This window comes from Gordonia namibiensis NBRC 108229 (genome assembly GCF_000298235.1).
GTDB classification, from domain to species: Bacteria; Actinomycetota; Actinomycetes; order Mycobacteriales; family Mycobacteriaceae; genus Gordonia; species Gordonia namibiensis.
Genome location: NZ_BAHE01000054.1, coordinates 1 through 18,906, shown reverse-complemented (window position 1 = coordinate 18,906; position 18,906 = coordinate 1). Strand labels below are relative to the sequence as shown.

The following is an 18,906-nucleotide window of genomic DNA, read 5'->3' as shown; positions in this document are numbered from 1 at the left end:
GTGTGTGTCGGCGCGAGGGGCTGGGATTCGAGGGGGTCGCCAGCCCTTCGTGGCTCGTCGCTATCGCTCCTCGCACCTCAGGGAGCGAGGGGATGGCTCCGCTATCGCTCCTCGCACCTGAAGGGAGCGAGGGGGTGGCTTCGCTATCGCTCCTCGCACCTGAAGGGAGCGAGGGGATGGCTTCGCTATCGCTCCTCGCACCTGAAAGGAGCGAGGGGACGGCTCAGTAGGCAGAAGCGTTGTCCACCTTGAAGTGGTAGAGCTCGCGGGCCGATCCGTAGCGGGTGTAGGCGGTCAGATCGTCGTCGCCGTAGCCGGCGGCTTTGAGCAGGCCGGCGAGCTCCTCGAGGTGCTCCTCGCGCATCGGCTTGGCGATGCAGTCGGCGCCCAGCGAGGCGACCTCGCCGCGGACGTAGATGCGGGTCTCATAGATGGAGTCGCCGAGGCCGTCACCGGCATTGCCGCGGATGACCAGGCGGCCGGCCTGTGCCATGAACGCGCTGTTGTGCCCGACGTTGCCGCCGACCACGATGTCGACGCCCTTCATCGAGATGCCGCAGCGTGCCGCGGCGTCACCCTCGACAACGAGCAAGCCGCCGTGTGCGGTGGCGCCGGCCGACTGCGAGGCGTTGCCCTTGACGATGACGCTGCCGCTCATCATGTTCTCGGCGACACCGGTGCCGGCGTTGCCGTTGATGGTGACCTCCGCCTGCTGATTCATGCCGGCGGCGTAGTAGCCGACGTGACCGTTGACGGTGATCTTGACCGGGGCGTTGACGCCGGCCGCGACGCTGTGGGCGCCGGCGGGGTTGTCGATGACGATCTCACCGGAGATGTCATCGTGGAGCGCCGAGTTGATCTCTCGCAGCGGGGTGTTCGCGAGATCGAAGTGGTGGTTGGGGCTCATCGTCTCAGCTTTCGCCGTGTCGGTGGGGGAGGTGGTGGGATCGAGCGTCCCGGGTTGTTCGAGGATCCCTGGTTGTGGGAGTGTCACCGTGTCCATGCGTAGACCACCTCGGGCTCGGGCTCCCAGATGCGGGCGTTCTCGACGCCGGGCAGCTTGGCGAGTGCGCGGTACTCGCTGGCGATCGCGACCCAGTCGTCGGTCTCGGCGATCACCGCGGGCTTGCAGGCGATGGCGTCGCGGACGACGGCGAAGGAGTCGCGGTTGGAGACCACGAGGGTGTAGAAGCCGTCGAAGTTGGCGCACACCTCCTTGAGGGCGGTCTCGACGTCCTTGCCGGCGGCGAGCTGGTGCGCGACGAAGCGGGCGCCGACCTCGGTGTCGTTCTCGCTGTCGAATTCGACACCCTGAGCACGCAACTCGCGTCGGATGGTGGCGTGGTTGGCGAACGAGCCGTTGTGCACCAGGCACTGCTCCGGACCCACGGCGTAGGGGTGAGCACCGGACGGGGTCACCGCCGACTCGGTGGCCATCCGGGTGTGGCCGACGCCCTGCCAGCCGGAAGCAGTTGCCAGACCCCAGGATTCGGTGAGGTCGCGAGGTGCGCCGACACCCTTGAGGACGGTGAGGTCCGAGCCGAAGCCGGCGACCAGCGCGTCCGGGTAGGCGGCACGGGCTGCGCCGAGGAGTTCTTCGGCACCGACCGGCGCCGACGCGACCAGCGTGGCGTCGACGAGCTGGGCGGCGACGGGCACACCGAGCGCCGCGCTCAGGGTCGTCGAGACTTCGTCGGGCAGGACGTCGAGTTCGAGCAGCGAGACACAGCCGTGGCCGGGAGGCGCCCACTCGGGGTTGCCGTAAACCGCGATACCGGCCGAGTCCGCGCCGCGATCCTGCATCTCACCGAGCATCTCGGCAAGCATGGCGCCGAGCCGGGGATGAAGATCGGGATTACGCAGATGCAATCCGACGATTCCGCACATTGTCGAATCCTTTACGTCGAAGGGGGAGTTGGGATGTGGTTCGGCGGCCGGGTTCGGTCGCGTCAGAAGGCAGTGAGGTACTGGTCGACTTCCCACGGGGAGACGGCGGCGTGCCAGTTGAAGAACTCCTCGCGCTTGAGGTTCGAGAAGTAGGTCGACACCCTGCCCTGGTCTTCCGGCCAGTCCTGGGGGAGTGCGGCGTCGAGCACGCCCGCGACGACGGCGTCGGCCTCGAAGGCCTCGACCGCGTGCAACAGGGTGAGGGGCAGTTCGGCGATGTGGCTGGGTGCACCGCCGACGGCTCCGGGGTCGAGGCTCCGCTTGATGCCGTCGAGGCCGGCACCGAGCAACGCGGCTGCGGCCAGGTATGGGTTGGCCGATCCGTCGCCGCCGCGGAGTTCCACGCGCTGGTCGTCGGGAACGCGGATGTAGTGGGTCCGGTCGTTGCCACCGTAGGTGGCCTTGCGCGGCGCCCAGGACGCACCCGAGCGGGTGGCGGTGGCGCCGGTTCGCTTGTAGGAGTTGACGGTCGGTGCGATCACGGCCTGCAGTGCCGGGGCGTGCTCGAGGATGCCGCCGATGAACCCATAGGCGGTGTCGGACAGGCCGAGTCCGCGATCGTCTTCGCTGACCTGCGGGAAGGCCGGCTCACCGCCCTTGGTGAGCGACAGGTGGAAGTGGAGTCCCGAGCCGGTGCGATCGGCGAACGGCTTCGGCATGAAGGTGGCGATCATGCCCTTCTCCGCGGCCATGGCCGAGAGGAGGTAGCGAAGCGTGACGACCCGGTCGGCGGTGGTGAGCGCGTCGGCGTACTTGAAGTTCTGCTCGAACTGTCCGTTGCCGTCCTCGTGGTCGTTGGCGTAGTTGCTCCAGCCCAGCTGATTCATGGCAGTGGACACCGCGGTGAGGTGTTCGTACATCCGGGTGAGTCCGCGGACGTCGTAGCAGGGCTGGTCGGAGTCGTCCGCGGCGTCAGCGGTGACGAGCGAACCGTCGTCGGCCCGCTTGAGCAGGAAGTATTCGACCTCGGCACCCACCCACGGCTCGAAGCCGGCGTCGGCGGTCTGAGCGACGAGGGTCTTGAGGATGTTGCGCGGGGCAAACGGCCACGGCTTGCCCTCGACGTGCGGATCGCACTGGACGACGGCCAGACCTTCCTTGATGAACGGGATCGGGAGGAAGGAGCTCACGTCGGGGATCGCGATGAGGTCGGGGTCCTTGGGCTCCTGGCCGATGGCACCGACCGCGTAGCCGGCGAAACCGACTCCCTCCGTGGCGAGTTCGTCGACCGCTTCGACCGGCACCAGCTTGGCGCACGGCTTGCCGCGGAGATCGACGAACATGGCGAGGATGAACTTGGTGTCGTTCGCCGCACACAGCTCGGCGAGGGTGCTGGTGTCGGTGGCTGCGTTGGTGGTGGTCATGATGCGCTCCGGGGGTCGACTGTAGGTGTTGCCTGTCGGGATGTCCACTAGCGTGAATCAATGTCTACCGTTAGTAGACCGACCGTTTGTTTCCCCACTGTTTCCGCCGGGTGAGCGGTCGGTGTCGTTTCGGCGCCTCATGTGACGGGACGAAAAAGACCCGGGGCCCACCGTTCTCACGGTGGGCCCCGGGCCGTTGCTCACTTTCTCCGCGCGGTCAGACCTGCGCGGGCGGAGTCGAGGAGGGCATCGACTTCTCCACCGAATCGGCGGCTGCCGACGGCAACAGCGAGCCCAGGCCGCCGCCCGGATGACCGACGCTCGCGCTGGGGATCTCGTAGGCGGTCTCGGCGTGCAGGACGGTGTCGAGGCCGACCATCTCGGTCTCGTCGTCGACGCGGATCCCCATCACCTTGTCGAGACCCTTCGCGATGAGCCAGGTCATCACGAACGAGTAGGTGCAGGTGATTGCGATACCGGCGAGCTCACGCCAGATGATCTCGGGATCGCCGCCGAACAAGACGCCCTGGACGCCGGCCGGAGCGACATCGGTGGCGAACAGGATGATGCAGAAGGTACCGACGATGCCGCCGATGCCGTGTACGGCGAAGGCGTCGAGCGTCTCGTCGACCTTCAGCTTCGACTTGAAGCTGAGCAGGAAGGCGACGACCGCGGCGGCGAAGATGCCGACGAGCAGGGCACCGAGCGGGGCCATGCTGCTGGCCGCCGGGGTGATACCGACCAGACCTGCGACGACGCCGGTGATGATGCCCAGCGAGGTGACATGACCTTCACGCCACTTCTCGATGATCGCGAAGCCGATCATGCCGGCGGACCCGGCGAGCAGGGTGTTCAGGATGACCGACTGGGCCAAGAAGTTGGCGCCGAGGGCACAGCTGCCATTGAAACCGAACCATCCGAAGAACAGAATGCCGCCACCGAGCATGGTCATCGGCACGTTGTGCGGACGCTCCATGCGACGCTTGCGGGCACCGAGCACGACGGCGAGTGCGAGCGCGGCGACGCCGGAGTTCATGTGGACCGCGGTTCCGCCTGCGTAGTCGACGATCTCGAGCTTGTTCAGCAGGAAGCCGCCTTTGTAGTCGTCGTCGACGTCGGCCGAGAAGACCCAGTGGGCCAGGGGGAAGTACACCACCAGCAGCCAGATCGGCGCGAAGACCAGCCACGCCGAGAACTTCATGCGGCCGGCAGCGCCGCTGGCCACGATGGCGATGGTGATGGCGGCGAACAGGATGAACCAGGCCGCGAAGTACAGCGTTTGGGTCGCCCCCGATGCGTCGTCGGTCAACCAATTGGTCAAGCCGATGAAGTCGGTCGGGTTGCCGATGAGGCCCCAACCGCCCACCGACGGGCCGGACACGAGTCCGTAACCGATGACGACATAGAGCACAGCGGTGATCCCGAGAGTGGAGATGACCATCGACATGATGTTCAGGACGTTCTTGGAGCCGACCATGCCGCCGTAGAAGAAGGCGAGGCCGGGGAACATCAACAGGACGAAGACGAAGGCCGCCAGCATCCAGGCCAGGTCGGCGTTAGCCGCGAGTATCGGTTCCATGGGCGATCTTTCGGTTCGGAGACTCTGAGGTCCGGGTTACTTACACCAGCAGCTCACGGGCGTCATTGACCGCGTAGATAGGCGACGACGTTGTCGCGATAGTCGAGGAATCCCTTGTAGGCGGCGATGTCCTCACCGAGTGTCTCGATGACGGTCGCCAATTGGTTGGCCCACTCGGGTATTCGTTTCACGTCCTCCAGCGAGGCCATGAATGTCCGGATATTGAACGTCACGGCACCCGACATCGGCAACCGGACGAAGTGTTCGAGCTCGATTCGCAGGCGCGCTCTGCCGAAATCGCCGTCGGCGATCATGCCCGGGACGTCACCCGCCCAGGCCGGGAGCTCTTCGAGACTGACGTCGAGCTTGTGCGAATCCGACGCCGAGAGAGTCCAGTTCACCCTGCGGTACACCTGATCCGCCGGTAGATTGCGCAAGAACTGTTCGGCGCGGGCGACGATGCCCTCGCGAAGCATGCGCGGGACCGGGGCGTGGATCTCGTACATGTCCATACCGACATCGAAGGAGACCGACCACGCCGCGGCGAAGGTCACCACACCGGCGTCGAAGTACAGGCGCCCGTCGCGTTCGGTGACGAGCAGGAGGTCGTCGGGCACCTCACGCGCCAGGAACTCCATGGGCCCGTAGGGCAGCGAGTCGGGGTCGCCGAGCACGAATTCCTGGTCGGTGCCGAGGATCTCGTTGCGCCAGTGGAACCTGCCGTCACCGTACTCGTCGAGGTGCATGATGTCGGGATACGAGATGCCGAGGTCGCGCAGGTAGTAGAGCAACAGGTCCCAGCAGGCGACCTCCATACCGGCGCGAACCCGCACGCGTGACGGGTCGTTGTCGAGGATCCGGCGGCGTTCGGCCATCATCTCCGGGTACTCCGCACCGCCGAGATCGACCAGGCGCCTTCCCCATTCACCGCCACGGGTGCGACGGGGGTTGCGGGCGGGTTCGACGTTGACGCTGTAGGAGAACTCTTCGAGGTCGTCGGGAAACGGCCACGGCAGGTTGGACAGGTGGTCCACCGGGCCGGACAGGTACTCGCGGCCCGATGCGGTCGGGATCGCTTCTGTGGTCACAGGTCCACCTCGATGCTCTGGCCCCGTGAGACACAGCACAGCATGGCGTCACCGAGCGCCTTCTCCTCGTCGGACAGGACGAGGTCGCGGTGTTCGATGGTGCCTGCCCGCACGGGGATTCGACATTCGCCGCAGACACCCTGGCGGCACAGGTTGGGCACCTCGACGCCGCTGTCGAGGAGTCGTTGCAGCAGGGACACCCCGGCCGGGACGTCGATCCGGGCACCGGTCGAGGAGAGCGTCACGGTGAACGGGTCGCCGGGCTCCTGTTCGGGTGCGGCGAATCGTTCGAGATGAACTCGCGCCGTGGGCCATCCGGCCTGCGCGGCGAGCTGTGTGTAGGTGTCGAGCAGGGTGGCCGGTCCGCACGCGTAGGCGTGGGTCCCGAGCGGTTGCGACCGGAATCTCTCGGCGAGCAGTTCCGTCGTGGCGTCGATCCCCGAGACCTCGTGCAGGGTGACGTTGGGTTGCTGGGCGAGCGCACGGAGATCGTCGAGGTGGGCGCCGCTGCCGGACCGGTAGGAGTAGACGATGTCGGCACGACGCCCCTCCCGCGCCAGCGCCCGAGCGTGCGACAAGACCGGGGTGACGCCGATGCCGCCGGCCACCAGCAGCGCTCCCCGCTGGTCGAGGACCGGCGCGAACATCGACCGGGGCCCCTCCACCTCGACGATCGCATCCTCGGTGAGGTTGTCGTGCAACCAATCCGAGCCTCCACCGGCGCCGCGGCGCAGGACCGAGATGCCGTAGGTGTTCGGGAACATGCCGTCGTCGACGAGCGAGTAGGCGTTACGGTGGTCACCGGCCGTGACGATGAGATGGCTACCCGGTTGGTAAGGCGTCAGTACCTGTGGGGCGTCGTCGAGTGGTGCGAACCGGAAGTGGGTGATGTCCCCGGTCAGTCGTCGAACGGCGGCGACGCGCATCGGACGTGGCGCGGTCGCATACCCCGGGTGCAGGTGTGCGGGGATGGCTGCTGCCGTCATGCATCACCTCCCGCGGCCGACGCCAGGAAGCTGCCCATCGTCGGCGAATGGTGCTCGTGGATCTCCAGATCCCGAGCACAACCGGGACAGGTGACGATCCCGCCGGCACGTCCCTCGACGCGGAAGGTGTTGCGGCAGTGCGCACAGTAGAGCGGCAGATCGCGGGTGTGGACGACGAAGGACGACAGTTCGGCGGGGACGGCTCCGGCGTCGCGCGCGATCGCCAGGGCGGTCATCACGTCGTACTGGCCGCCGGTGACGAGGACGCGGGTGCCGGTGAGCGCTTCGCCGAGTGCGGCGTCGAGGGCCGCACGATCCTGCTCGTCGGTGAGGGTGTCGAGCACGAGCAGCCGGGTGGCGACGACGGCCTCGGCCGCCGCGACCCAATTGCGCGAGACGTGCGCGCTCTCGGCGCTGTCGCCGATGGCGACCACGAGGAAAGCGGCCCCGGTGGTGTCGATCGCCGGGGGAGTGGCCGGCCAGACCGGCATGCCCGGGCCGGTCGGTGCCGGCGGGGTCGGTGCGGCGTCGCGCAACCACTGCGCCGCGCGATCCCGGTACTTGATGATGCCCTTGTACTCGGCCATGTCCGCGGGCAGTTCGGCCAGGACCTCGGCGGCACGACGCCGCCACGGGTCGACGGTGGCCAGCTGCTCCAGGGGGAGCATGTAGGTGCGGATCAGGAACATGACCGCGCCCGAGTCGGGCAGGCGGATCAGGTGTTGCACCTCGACGCGCAGGTGTACGCGGCGACCGAACTCGGCGTCGTCGACGAGCTGGATGGTCTCGCGGTCGGGGCCCCACTCCGGGTAGAGCTCCGTCGACATGTCGAGGCGGCGATCGATGGTGAGTGTCCAGTTGGTCCGCCGGTAGGGCTGGTGCGGTTGGAGGCGCTTGAGGAACTCGTGGGCCCGGGTGATGACGCCTTCCCTGCGGACCCGCGGGACGGGCCCGTGGATCTCGAGGAAGCTCATGCCGACGTCGAAGCCGAAACTCCAGTCGGCGGCGAAGGTCACCACGCCGGCGTCGACGAAGAGCTGGTCGTTGCGCTGGTCGAGGAGGGCGATGTCCTCCTGGACCTGAGAAGTGATGTACCGCAACGGTTCGTCGGGGAGAGTGGTCGCGTCCCCGTAGCGGAAGTGTTGTTCGATCCCGAGGATGCCGTTGCGCCACAACCATTCGTCGGGTCCCGTCGAGCGCAGCTGCATCTGCTCCGGATACGCGGCGTCGAGTTCGCGCATGAGGGTGAACATCGCATCCCACGCGGCGGGGGCCATGTGGGGGAGTACGGCATGGCGGGTCGGATCGGCGGCGAGGATCACCGCGCGCTGGTCGAGTTCGGCGCGGTACTCGCAGTCGATGTCGACGACCGCGGTACCCCACTGACCCGCCGGCGTCGTGACGAGTTGCTCGGCCGGTTCCACGTTGGTGCTGTACCGGTACCGGTCTTCGAGGAAGGGGAACGGGAAGCCGGCGATCAGTTCGGTCTCGGCCGAGGTCTTGGCGGCCGTGTTGTCGAGAGTGCTTGTCACAGAGGAACCTCCAGGGTGCAACCGTCGGCGGCGCGCGAGACGCACGGCATGATGGCGTCACCGGCGGACTTCTCCTCGGCACTGAGGTAGAGATCGCGGTGGATGGGTGATCCGCCGGCCAGGGGGATGCGACATTCGCCGCACACGCCCTGCCGGCACAGATTCGGGACCTCGACGCCCACCTCTTCCAGGGCCTCGAGCATGCTCGTCCCGGACGGGACGTCGATGCTCCGGCCGGATTCGGTGAGCTCGACGCGGAAGGGGTCACCGGCATCGAGTGCGTCGATGCCGAAGCGCTCGAAGTGGATTCGGGACTCGGGCCAGCCGGCCGCGATCGCCGCACCGACGACGGCGTCGATCATCGCCGACGGTCCGCAGACGTACAGGTGGGTGCCGACCGGCTGGGCACGAAGCGCCTCATCGAGACGTTCGGTGAACGAGAGACGGTCGGTGAACAGTTCGGCACGGGCCCGGGCGAGCGCCGTGACGTCGTCGAGGTGGGCGGCGGCTTCCTCGCGGAACACGTACAGCAACTGCACGTCGCGTCCCCAACGCACGGCGGCCCGCAGGTGGGACACCATCGGGGTGATCCCGATCCCGCCGGCGACCAGCAGGTGCTTGCGGGCGCGGGCGATCGGTGCGAAGGCGCTACGGGGAAGCCCGACGGTCAGCAGGTGTCCGACGACGAGTTCGTCGTGCAACCAGCGGGATCCGCCGTTGCCGTCGTCGACCTTGAGGACCGAGATCGAGTACTGCATGGGATTGGTGCCGTCGCCGGTCAGGCTGTAGGCATTGGTGTGCTCACCCGCGTGCACCACCAGATGGCTGCCCGGTACGAAACCGGGGAGCGCGCGACCGTCCGGGTCCGCGAGCGTGATGCTGCGGATGCCGGCGACGGCGGCGTCGAGCGCGGTCACGACGAGTTGCATCGTGGGTAACCGGTCGACGCGGGTCTGCACCGCGGTACCGGACAGATCGTGTTCTGCGACGGTGATGCTCACAGTTCGACCTCCTCACCGGTGGACAGGAGTTGCGCGGTCTCGGCGTCGACCATGAAGCCCAGGTACTGCCCCGTTCGACGGGATACGTGGTGGTAGACGAGCAGGTCGCGACGACAACCGACACAGGGGATGACGTCATCGATCGCCGCTCGGGCGCGGGTCACCGACCGGCAGTGTGAGCAGAAGACGTCGGCTTCGGTTCGATCATCGGAATCGGTTGTCAGCACCTCGATTTCGTCGTCCTCGAGTCCGGCGTTCACGGCGACGGCGCGCAACCGCAGTGCCGAACCCGTGTCGGCGACGATCCATACCCGGACGCCGACGGTGGCCTCGGCGAGTGCCGTGGCGAGCAGGTCGGCGGCGGTGTCGGCATCGCCGTGGATTCGGGTGGTGACCTGCGGCGGGCACTGGGCCTCCCAGCGGCCCAGTGCGTCGGCGACGTCCCCGGCACCGACCAGCAGGTAAGAACTGCCGGTCGGTGTGGGGGTTGTCGTCTCGGCCAGGTCACCAGGTCGCGCCCACGCCGGCACGCTGGAGTACGCGATCTGCGACATGACGGTGGATCAGAGCAGGGTGGCGTCGCGCTGGCCGGTGTAGAAGGCGAGCGCGTAGTCGGGGGTGCTGAAGTAGATCTTCGAACCCTTGGGGAAGAAGATGGCGTCCTTCGCCTTGGCGACGATCTTCTGCCCGGTCTCCTTGTTCTCCAACAGGAATTCACCCTCGAGCACGACCTTCATCTCGTCGTATTCGTACTCGTAGTAGAGCGGCTCGTCGGTGTGACGGAGTTCGAAGTAACCGCTGCACATCGGGCTGCCGTCGGGGTTCTCGTAGACGTCACCGATGAAGCCCTCGGTGCCCGGGTACTCCGTCTCCGGCATCTTCGGCAGGTTCTTCCAGGCGTCGCTGGTCACGCGGAACTCCAACGCCTTGGCACTCTCGATCGTCACGATGCTCCTCCATGCTCACTCGGGCGCTACGCGCTCGTCGGGGTACGTGTTCGGCGTCCTCGGGTCATCGTGCTCGTGATGACTCTTGGTAGTGGACGCTGACCCCTGTCATGAAACAAGTGGAGTGTTTCAGCAGTGTGACGGCTCTGTAATGGTGTGCTACGTGGCGAGTGCCGGGCGGCTAGGCGACCATTCGATGGACCTACGGCTATATCGGTGCTGGCTACCCTGGGTCTTGTTGCGGCGTCGTGCCAAACGGAGGAGCACACTGTGGGCACCGAACGAGGCTCGTCTCGCAACCCCCTGAGCCGTAAGGCGGTGTGGGCCGTCGTCTTCGGGGTCCTCTACGCCGTGTGCATGGGGTGGCTGACGGTCATCTGGTGGCTGGATGGCCGGTGGTGGTGGGTCGTTGGGGGTGCGGCCGCGATCGTGCTGGGTCTGACGGCGACGATGATGCAGGTGCGAGTCCAGGCGGACTGAGATCCGCTCACGTAATCCGTTTGCGCTCACGAAAATCGGGTGAGCGCGAACGGAACATGTGAGCGCTCCTCGCGCCTATTGCTGCCGGTAGTCGAGCAACCCGGACCAGAATTCGTCGGGGATCACGTCACCGGCACGCAGCACGCGGGCGAGTCCGGCCGCCATGAACGCCCCGAGGAGCCCGAGCCACAACCCGCACAGTGAGATCGCGACCCACGCTACGGTTACCGCGAACGGCCAGGGATCGAGGATCAGCAGGAGCGGGGCGAAGAAGAAGCCGGCCCCGATGAACCACGACGAGAGCGCTCGGTCGCATCGCGCCACGGCCACCAACCAGCGCGGGGTCGAGGCGGTGGGGGTCGCGCCCAGTGGGGGTCTTCGGTTCCGGTGAATGGTCGAGTCCGTGGTCATCGGACACCTCCTGAGACGGATTGCCGTGACTCCAGACTCCGCCCCGGAACGCGCGCAAGCCACTACCTCTCAGGTAGTCGAATCGCCTCTCAGTCGAGCCAGTCGAGCACCGACGCCGCTGTCCAGCTCTGCTGCATGCTGCCGAGCGGCTCGCCGGTGAACGGTTCGTAGTACTCCGCGAACGAGCCGTCGGTGGCCTGACGGAGACCCTCCTCGCGGAGACGCGCGGACCGCTCGGTCCAGCCGCGACGCGCGAACGCCCAGCTGAACAGCCAGGTCATTACCGGCCACACCGGGCCGCGCCAGTACTCGCGGGGACGGAAGTCGGCGGAGATCGGCGACGTCGACGGCGGGACGACGTACCGGAGGTCGGGGTGGCCGCAGAAGCGCGGACCGTCGAACAGCCGCAGAAGTGCGCGTTCGCGGTCGCGGGGGAGCCCACCGCAGATGAGCGGTGCGAACGCGGCGATGGTCTCGGTGGTGATCCACGAGTTCGCGCGCAGGTCGAAATCCCGTGCCGCACCGTTGCGGTCGTTGGCGGCGGCGACGACACCGGCGCGGAACCGATCGGCCCAGGCGCGCAGGTCGCGGACGTCGGCCAGCGGCTTGGAGTAGTCCTCGCCGATCGTCGCGAGCACATCGCAGGCCACCGCGAATATCGCGCTGACGAAGACGTCCTCGACGGCGAAACTCATGACGTTCGGCAACACCTCGTCGTCGTAGTTCGCCCGCTTCATCTGCTCGACGAGCCAGATGTACCGGTCGTACTCGAGGTCGGTGGGCCGCATCGACAGGTCGGTGACGTGGTCGAGGTCGGCGCGTACGTACGGTGGAAGGTCCAGTCCCGGAACGACGTTCGCGTAGGCCGAGTCCCAACGCGGCGAGTTGTCCATGCCGGATTCCCACCCGTGGAAGATGGTGATCCGGCCACGTCCCATGGGATCCCGGGCATGGGCCAGCCAGCGATGCCACCGCACGAGCGAACTCCACCGACGGTCGATGAACTCGTTGGCCACCGCCCGCGTCGTGCGACCGTGGCGTCGGGAATGGTCGAGAATCCGCTGCACCGCGATCGCATGGACCGGCGGCTGCGTGATGCCCGAGGTGTCCGGGAAGTCGGGGGCGCACTCGGCGAGTCGTGCGCACTCCCAGCGTGCCGGGCCGGGGAAGTATCCGTCACGGCCGTTGGCGAACACGATGTGCGGGATCATGCCGTTGCGCCACTGGGCCGAGAGCAGGGTGTCCATCTCGATCACCGCACGCTCGACGGACAGCGGTGCGAGACCGACGGTCACGAACGCGGCGTCCCAGCTCCACATGTGCGGGTACAGCTTGGGCGCCGCGCTGGTCATGGTGCCCAGGTCGTTGCCGCGCAGCAGATAAGCGGCACGTGCCGACAGCTGCGTTGGGGTGAATCCGTACCTGGCCACGCCGACGATTGTGCCCCGCGACGAGCGCATCTGCTCACCGAGGTGGCCTCGAAACGCGGCTGCCTCGCTCCGCTCGGTCGTCGCCACTCGGCCAACGAAGGGTGGTGGGCAGAACGATTTCGGCATCCGAGTCGTCGCAGTAGGGTTGCCAGAGTGCCCACTGCATTGATCACCGGGGCCAGTCGCGGCCTCGGCGCCCAGATCGCCCGACAACTCGCCCCCACGCATGACCTGTTGCTGGGCGGACGCCCCTCGCCCGAACTCGACCACCTCGCCACGGAACTCGACGGCGCGAGCACCTTCGCCGTGGAACTGACCGACTACGACGAGGTCGCTGCGGCGGTGGAGACCATCAATGAGCTCGACGTTCTGGTCCACAACGCCGGCGTCGGCAGCAGTCTCGAGCACGTCTCGGACACCCCGGTCGAGGAATGGCATCACGTCCTCGAGGTGAACCTCGTGGCGGTCGCCGAACTGACGCGGCTCCTTCTTCCTGCGCTACGGCAGGCAGAAGGGCACGTCGTCTTCGTCAACTCGGGCGCCGGGCGGTCGGCCAAGCCACGCTGGGCGCCCTACGCGGCAAGCAAGTTCGGCCTACGCGCACTCGCGGACTCCCTACGCGCCGAGGAGCCGACGCTCCGGGTCACGTCGGTCTACCCCGGACGCATCGACACCGACATGCAGCGCGAACTGGTTGCCATCGAAGGCCGGGACTACGACGCCTCGCAGTTCCTGCGCCCGGAGTCGGTCGCCGCCGCCGTCGTGCACGCCATCCAGACCCCGGCCGACGCCCACCCGCAGGACATCGTGCTGCGGCCGACGGGCCGGGGTTGAATCGCGGAAGTCGTTTCACCAGGCCTTCGTGGCTCGTCGCTACGCTCCTCGCGCCTCAGGCAGCGAGTAGGGATCGTCGCTCACGTCCCTCGCGCCTCAGGCAGCGAGGGGGCCGCGCCTGCGTGCAGTCTTGGGCAGCGAGGGGCTGCGAGTAGGTGCAGCTCAGAGCTGGGTCAGGTCTTCCGGACGCCAGACCGCGCGCATCGACGACACCTTGCCGTCGGCGTTGAAGACCATGATGTCGACCGGGGTGATCTCGAAGGCGAGACCCGAGGTCTTGGTGACGAGGGTGAACTCGAAGACCGCAGTGTCGCCGGCGACCTTCTTCCACTTGAGGGTCGCGGTGCGCTCTTCCATGCCGGTGATCACCGAGTAGAACTCGACGAGTTGTTCGCGGGTGTTGCGGATGTCGGCGCCGATCGGGTCCTCGACCGTCGCGTCGGGGGCATAGAGGTCGGCGATCTGTTCTGCGGTGCCGTTGTTCAGCAGCTCGACGTAGGCGTCGACCGCCGCGTCGATCTTGTCGGCGAGGTCGGCTTGCTCGACGGTCATGAATCCTCCAGGAATTAGAACGTGTTCTAGTTCCGCACCGTAGCACGCGGGTCCGTCGACCGGTGGATGTTTGCGGTGCTTGCGCAGGGTTCTTTGATACGTTCGCCGCAAGAGTCCCTTCCGGCCTCGAGTCCGGGAAAACGACGAGGTCGCAGCAGCGCGGAAAGGCCGGTATCCGTGACCCCGATCCTGGCTGCTCCGCTGGACCCCGGCAACGAGGAGGCCCGACGCTGGGCCGAGGACGAGCTGTCGAAGGACGTCTATCAGCCGCCGGAACCGTCGTGGTGGGACGAGTTCAGCGACCGCGTGTGGGAGTGGATCGCCGACAACATCCTGGACTTGTTCGGTGGCTCGGACACGATCCGGGCCATCGTCATCGTGGTCGCGATACTTTTGTTCGTGGGCCTCGCCGTGCTCGTGATCCGTCGGGTTCGACGTATCCCGCGCGTCCCGAAGACCGCGGACTCCAGCGCGGCCAAGGTGGTGCTGTCCGGTACGCGATCGGCGAAGGAACTCCGTGTCGAGGCCGAGACTCTCTACGCTGCGGGCGATTACGACGCCAGTGTCATCGCCGCGGTGCGTGCTCTCGCCCGGCGCGCCATCGAACGAGGCCTGCTCGCCGATGAGCCGTCTCTCACCGCACACGAGGTGGCCACCGAACTGGTGTCCCGGTTCCCCGACCACGGCGTCGAACTGCGCAGTGCCGCCGACCTGTTCGACGCGATCGCATACGGCGACCGCCACGCGGCCGCCGGACCGGCGCGGGCGGTGCTCGAGCTGGAACGTGCGGTGTCGTCCACCCGGCCGGCCGCGGTGGGCACCTCGGGTCCGCATCGTCTGGCGGTGCCCCGATGACGACGACCAGTGCTCCGTCGATCGCGCCCGCCCCGCCGAAGCGCGGTACGCCGCGAAGGATCTGGGTGCTCGTGGTGGTTCTGGTCGTCGTCGTGATCGGCGCGATCGGTCTGCTCGGAGTGTCCGCCCTGACCGTGTTCGGGGCGGAACCCGGGCCCGGGGTGAGTTACGACCCCGACAACCCGCGGCCCCAGGGGGCCCGGGCGCTGGCCCGGATCATCGACGAGCACGGCGGCGACCTCCGTCAGGCACGCGGACTGGACGAGTTCACCGGCGCACCACGCCCCGGAGGCAACACGACGGTCGTCGTGTCATCGGTGGGCGCGCTGAATCCCGGTACCGCGCAACAGTTCCTCGATCGGGTGTCCGAGGCACACCGGGTGATCCTGATCGCGCCGCAGGACAGCGCTCTGTCGCTCCTCGAACTTCCCGTCCGGCTGGAGTTCGGCGGAGCCCCGACCGGCGTGGCCGCCCGGTGCACCACCGCCGAGATCGCCGCCGACGACATCATCACCGGCGGCGCTATCGGCTACAGCACCTCCGCACCGGGTGCGACGTCCTGCTTCACCACCGGCACCGCGTCGAATGTGCTGTACCTGCCGGCCGGCTCCGGCCGTCCTGAGATCGTGGTCGTCAGCGGCGACATGCTGATCAACGACAACCTCGCGCTCCGGGACAACGCCGGCGTGACCACCCGGCTCTTCGCCGATGCCGACGATATCCTCTGGTACGTCCCGTTCTTCACCGACGAGGTGCCGACGCAGGACGAGGACTCCGACATCCCGGCGGCGATCGGGCCGCTGATCGTGCTCGCCGCGTTCGCGGTCCTGGCCCTCATGCTCTGGCGGGGTCGCCGGTTCGGCGCGCTGGTCACCGAGCCGCTGCCCGCGGTCGTCAAGGCGATCGAGACCACCCAGGCGCGGGGTCGGATGTATCACAAGGCCCGCGCCGACGCACGGTCCGCCGCCGCGCTGCGAATTCACACACTGACCTCGCTCGCCTCGTACCTCGGCCTGCTCTACGACGCCGGGAGGGCCACCGACGAACTGGCCACACCCGGATGGGAAAGGACTGTGGCCCAGGGGGAGACGACCGATCCTGCGGTACACGCCATCATCACCGGCGTCGTGTCCGTCACCGGCCGCGACCTCGTCCGGGTGCGCGCCCTGCTCGCCGGACCGCTCCCCACCACCGACGAAGGCCTCGTCCTCTTCGTGGCCGAACTGACCGCCCTCGAGAAGGAAGTCCGACACACACCATGACCGTCGACCCATCCCGCGCCTCCGGACCCGGTCCGTTCGAGAAGGCGCCGCCGCAGAGTCCGCACAGCGGACCCGCCTCGTCGTCGAACACCGCGCGCGCCGCGCTCGGTGCGGTACGTGCCGAGGTCGCCAAAGCGGTTGTCGGACAGGACCCGGCGGTCGCCGGCATCCTCATCGCACTGCTCTGCCGCGGACACATCCTGCTCGAGGGCGTACCCGGTGTCGCGAAGACGCTCCTCGTCAGATCGGTCGCGGCCGCGCTCGACGTCGACACCAAACGCGTGCAGTTCACCCCAGACCTCATGCCCGGAGATGTGACGGGGTCGCTCGTGTTCGACGCCGCCAGTTCGGAGTTCACGTTCCGTGAGGGCCCGGTGTTCACCAACCTGCTGCTGGCCGACGAGATCAACCGCACCCCGCCGAAGACGCAGGCGTCGCTGCTGGAGGCGATGGAGGAACGGCAGGTGACCGTCGACGGCGTGGGCCGCCCCCTGCCCAGCCCCTTCCTCGTCGCCGCCACGCAGAACCCCGTCGAATACGAGGGCACGTATCCGCTGCCGGAGGCCCAGCTCGACCGCTTCCTTCTCAAGGTGACACTGCCCCTGCCGCCCCGTGACGACGAGATCACGGTCCTCACCCGGCATGCGGCCGGATTCGATCCGCGTGATCTCGCCGCGGCCGGACTGCGGCCGGTCGCCTCCGCCGCCGACGTCGAGGCCGGGATCGAACACGTCCGGCGTGTCAGCGTCGCACCTCAGGTGGCCGCCTACATCGTCGACATCGCCCGTGCGACACGGTTCTCCCCGTCCCTCGCGCTCGGCGTCAGTCCGCGAGGCGCGACCGCATTGCTCGCGACCAGCCGTGCCTGGGCTTGGCTGAACGGTCGCGACTTCGTGACCCCCGATGACGTTCAGGCGCTGGCACAGTCGACGCTCGCGCACCGCCTGTCGCTGCGTCCCGAGGCCGAACTCGAAGGGGTATCGGTGGGTTCGGTCCTCGACGCTGCTGTGAACTCGGTCCCCGTCCCACGCTGATGTTCCTCACCGGCCGGTTCCTGATCCTGCTGCTGTTCGGCGCAGTGCCGATCCTGGTGTGGCCGAACTATGCCGTCCCGGTGCTGTGGGTGCTGTTCTGCGTACTGCTGATGTGCTTGGACCTCGTGCTCGCCGGGTCGACGAAGACCGTCGCCCTGGCACGGTCGGTGCCCGGACCGGTCCGGCTCGGGGAGACCACCTCATGTTTGATCACCGTCACCAACACCGGAACCGGCACCTTCCGCGGCGTCCTGCGCGACAGCTGGCAACCGTCGGCCGGTGCCACCGACACGGTCCATCGACTCACCGTGCCCCCGGGTGACACCCGCTCGGTCACCACCACTCTCACCCCGACGCGCCGTGGCGACCGGCTCGCGGTGCGGGCGACCGTTCGTCGCCTCGGCCCCCTCGGACTCGCCGGTCGGCAACGCAGCATGCCGCTACCGGGCCGGGTCCGCGCGCTCCCGCCGTTCGGTTCACGACGCCTGCTGCCCTCACGGCTCGCCCATCTGCGCCAACTCGACGGCCGGTCGGCGGTCCGGATACGCGGCCAGGGAACCGAATTCGACTCCCTTCGGGACTACGTCGAGGGGGACGACGTCCGCAGCATCGACTGGCGGGCGACAGCACGACGCCGCTCGACCGTCGTGCGCACCTGGCAGCCCGAGAAGGACCGTCACATCGTCATCGTGCTCGACACGTCGCGTACCTCGGCCGGTCGTGTCGGCGACGTCCCACGCCTCGACGCCGCGATGGACGCCGCTCTGCTGCTCGCCGCGCTGGCGTCGCATGCGGGCGACCGCGTCGACCTCATCGCCGGCGACCGACGCGTCCACCGACGGGTGGTCGGGGTGGTCCGCACGACGCTGCTCAACAGCTTGGTCACCGCCATGGCGAACCTCGAACCGGCGCTGCTGGAGGCGGATTGGCCGATGCTCGGGGCGGAGGTCGCGAAGATCAGCCGACAGCGGGCCCTGTTGGTGCTGTTGACCCCACTGGAACCGGCCGCCGTCGAAGAGTCACTGCTGCCGCCGCTGTCGGTCCTGGCGCAGCACTACAAGGTCGTCATCGGATCCGTCGCCGATCCGGCGCTGGAGGAGATGATCGCGGCCCGGGAGAATCCGGAGGCCGTCTACGACGCGGCGGCCGCGGCCCGGACCGTCACCCTGCGGAACCGAACGGCCACTGCTGTCGGCCGGATCGGCGTCGACGTCGTGGACGCCCCGCCGGACAAGCTCCCCGCTCGGCTCGCCGATCACTATCTGCTGCTCAAGTCGCGCGGGTTGCTGTAGCCGACTAGCTCTTTGCCTGCACCCCGCGGTAACCGAGGAAGCCCAGATAACCGGCCAGGCATGCGAGGCCGAGGCGTCGGGTGCGAGGGGACACCAGCGCGACGCCGATCGCGGTCTCGCAGGCGCCGTTGCGGTAGGTCCACTTCGTGGTGTCGTCGGGGAACACGGGTGCGGTGATGGGGGCGAACAGCTCCGGCTTCACGAAGTGCGTCAGACCGACCGCGGCGAGACCTCCGCCGATCAGCGAGACCGCGTCCAGGGACTTGTCGTTCTTGGCCATTCGGGTGTTCCTCTCGGGTGGGGCTGGTTTCG

20 protein-coding genes are annotated in these 18,906 nt (G+C 67.8%); 6 read left to right on the top strand and 14 right to left on the bottom strand.

Going from position 1 to position 18,906, the window contains the following annotated elements; translation table 11 throughout:
* Positions 1–223 precede the first annotated feature (223 nt).
* The 10 genes from GONAM_RS19810 to GONAM_RS19765 form a co-directional block, all read right to left on the bottom strand.
* Positions 224–1,003 (bottom strand): GltB/FmdC/FwdC-like GXGXG domain-containing protein, encoded by a 780-nt coding sequence (locus tag GONAM_RS19810; protein WP_006868531.1) that lies wholly within the window; start codon positions 1,001–1,003, stop codon positions 224–226.
* A complete protein-coding gene (locus tag GONAM_RS19805) occupies positions 991–1,887 on the bottom strand; it encodes a class II glutamine amidotransferase domain-containing protein (protein WP_006868530.1) in 897 nt (298 codons plus the stop codon). Before GONAM_RS19805 ends, GONAM_RS19810 begins: the two co-directional genes overlap by 13 nt.
* A gap of 62 nt (positions 1,888–1,949) precedes the next feature.
* Positions 1,950–3,311 (bottom strand): type III glutamate--ammonia ligase, encoded by a 1,362-nt coding sequence (glnT, locus tag GONAM_RS19800; protein ID WP_040537051.1) that lies wholly within the window; start codon positions 3,309–3,311, stop codon positions 1,950–1,952.
* Between the two features lie 217 nt (positions 3,312–3,528).
* The gene (locus GONAM_RS19795; protein ID WP_006868528.1) at positions 3,529–4,890 is read right to left on the bottom strand and encodes an ammonium transporter; all 1,362 of its coding nucleotides are present in this window, start codon (positions 4,888–4,890) and stop codon (positions 3,529–3,531) included.
* Between the two features lie 62 nt (positions 4,891–4,952).
* Positions 4,953–5,978, bottom strand: coding sequence for a heme-dependent oxidative N-demethylase family protein (locus GONAM_RS19790; protein ID WP_006868527.1), 1,026 nt, complete (start codon positions 5,976–5,978; stop codon positions 4,953–4,955).
* Entirely contained in the window at positions 5,975–6,964 is a 990-nt protein-coding gene (locus GONAM_RS19785; RefSeq protein WP_006868526.1) for a PDR/VanB family oxidoreductase, read from the bottom strand. Before GONAM_RS19785 ends, GONAM_RS19790 begins: the two co-directional genes overlap by 4 nt.
* On the bottom strand, positions 6,961–8,496 hold the full coding sequence (locus GONAM_RS19780) for a heme-dependent oxidative N-demethylase family protein (protein WP_006868525.1): 1,536 nt from the start codon (positions 8,494–8,496) through the stop codon (positions 6,961–6,963). The genes GONAM_RS19785 and GONAM_RS19780 overlap by 4 nt, the downstream gene beginning before the upstream one ends.
* Positions 8,493–9,497 carry a PDR/VanB family oxidoreductase gene (locus GONAM_RS19775; protein ID WP_006868524.1) on the bottom strand — a complete coding sequence of 335 codons (1,005 nt, stop codon included), beginning with the start codon at positions 9,495–9,497 and terminating at the stop codon, positions 8,493–8,495. The genes GONAM_RS19780 and GONAM_RS19775 overlap by 4 nt, the downstream gene beginning before the upstream one ends.
* Positions 9,494–10,051 carry a dimethylamine monooxygenase subunit DmmA family protein gene (locus GONAM_RS19770; RefSeq protein ID WP_006868523.1) on the bottom strand — a complete coding sequence of 186 codons (558 nt, stop codon included), beginning with the start codon at positions 10,049–10,051 and terminating at the stop codon, positions 9,494–9,496. The genes GONAM_RS19775 and GONAM_RS19770 overlap by 4 nt, the downstream gene beginning before the upstream one ends.
* Positions 10,052–10,060: 9 nt before the next feature.
* Complete coding sequence (locus GONAM_RS19765; RefSeq protein ID WP_005200607.1) at positions 10,061–10,444, bottom strand: cupin domain-containing protein; 384 nt, start codon at positions 10,442–10,444, stop codon at positions 10,061–10,063.
* A gap of 270 nt (positions 10,445–10,714) precedes the next feature.
* Between GONAM_RS19765 and GONAM_RS19760 the strand changes: the two genes are divergently transcribed.
* The gene (locus GONAM_RS19760; RefSeq protein ID WP_006868522.1) at positions 10,715–10,924 is read left to right on the top strand and encodes a hypothetical protein; all 210 of its coding nucleotides are present in this window, start codon (positions 10,715–10,717) and stop codon (positions 10,922–10,924) included.
* A gap of 75 nt (positions 10,925–10,999) precedes the next feature.
* Here GONAM_RS19760 and GONAM_RS19755 read toward each other — a convergent pair whose 3' ends face one another.
* Together GONAM_RS19755 and ggh are read right to left on the bottom strand one after the other, a co-directional pair.
* Entirely contained in the window at positions 11,000–11,335 is a 336-nt protein-coding gene (locus GONAM_RS19755) for a hypothetical protein (protein ID WP_006868521.1), read from the bottom strand.
* Between the two features lie 89 nt (positions 11,336–11,424).
* Complete coding sequence (ggh, locus tag GONAM_RS19750; protein ID WP_040537050.1) at positions 11,425–12,765, bottom strand: glucosylglycerate hydrolase; 1,341 nt, start codon at positions 12,763–12,765, stop codon at positions 11,425–11,427.
* Positions 12,766–12,918: 153 nt separating this feature from the next.
* On the opposite strand from ggh, the gene GONAM_RS19745 reads away from it, so the two are divergent.
* Positions 12,919–13,599, top strand: coding sequence for an SDR family oxidoreductase (locus tag GONAM_RS19745; RefSeq protein WP_006868519.1), 681 nt, complete (start codon positions 12,919–12,921; stop codon positions 13,597–13,599).
* Between the two features lie 162 nt (positions 13,600–13,761).
* Here the strand turns inward: GONAM_RS19745 and GONAM_RS19740 are convergent, their stop codons facing one another.
* Complete coding sequence (locus GONAM_RS19740; RefSeq protein ID WP_006868518.1) at positions 13,762–14,151, bottom strand: nuclear transport factor 2 family protein; 390 nt, start codon at positions 14,149–14,151, stop codon at positions 13,762–13,764.
* Between the two features lie 177 nt (positions 14,152–14,328).
* On the opposite strand from GONAM_RS19740, the gene GONAM_RS19735 reads away from it, so the two are divergent.
* From GONAM_RS19735 to GONAM_RS19720, 4 genes are all read left to right on the top strand, one after another.
* The gene (locus GONAM_RS19735; RefSeq protein ID WP_006868517.1) at positions 14,329–15,006 is read left to right on the top strand and encodes a DUF4129 domain-containing protein; all 678 of its coding nucleotides are present in this window, start codon (positions 14,329–14,331) and stop codon (positions 15,004–15,006) included.
* A 65-nt stretch (positions 15,007–15,071) separates the two neighbouring features.
* Positions 15,072–16,268 (top strand): DUF4350 domain-containing protein, encoded by a 1,197-nt coding sequence (locus tag GONAM_RS19730; RefSeq protein ID WP_006868516.1) that lies wholly within the window; start codon positions 15,072–15,074, stop codon positions 16,266–16,268.
* On the top strand, positions 16,265–17,302 hold the full coding sequence (locus GONAM_RS19725; protein ID WP_006868515.1) for an AAA family ATPase: 1,038 nt from the start codon (positions 16,265–16,267) through the stop codon (positions 17,300–17,302). Before GONAM_RS19730 ends, GONAM_RS19725 begins: the two co-directional genes overlap by 4 nt.
* A complete protein-coding gene (locus tag GONAM_RS19720) occupies positions 17,302–18,594 on the top strand; it encodes a DUF58 domain-containing protein (protein ID WP_006868514.1) in 1,293 nt (430 codons plus the stop codon). Before GONAM_RS19725 ends, GONAM_RS19720 begins: the two co-directional genes overlap by 1 nt.
* 4 nt (positions 18,595–18,598) lie before the next feature.
* Here the strand turns inward: GONAM_RS19720 and GONAM_RS19715 are convergent, their stop codons facing one another.
* Entirely contained in the window at positions 18,599–18,874 is a 276-nt protein-coding gene (locus GONAM_RS19715) for a DoxX-related protein (protein WP_006868513.1), read from the bottom strand.
* Positions 18,875–18,906: the final 32 nt, after the last annotated feature.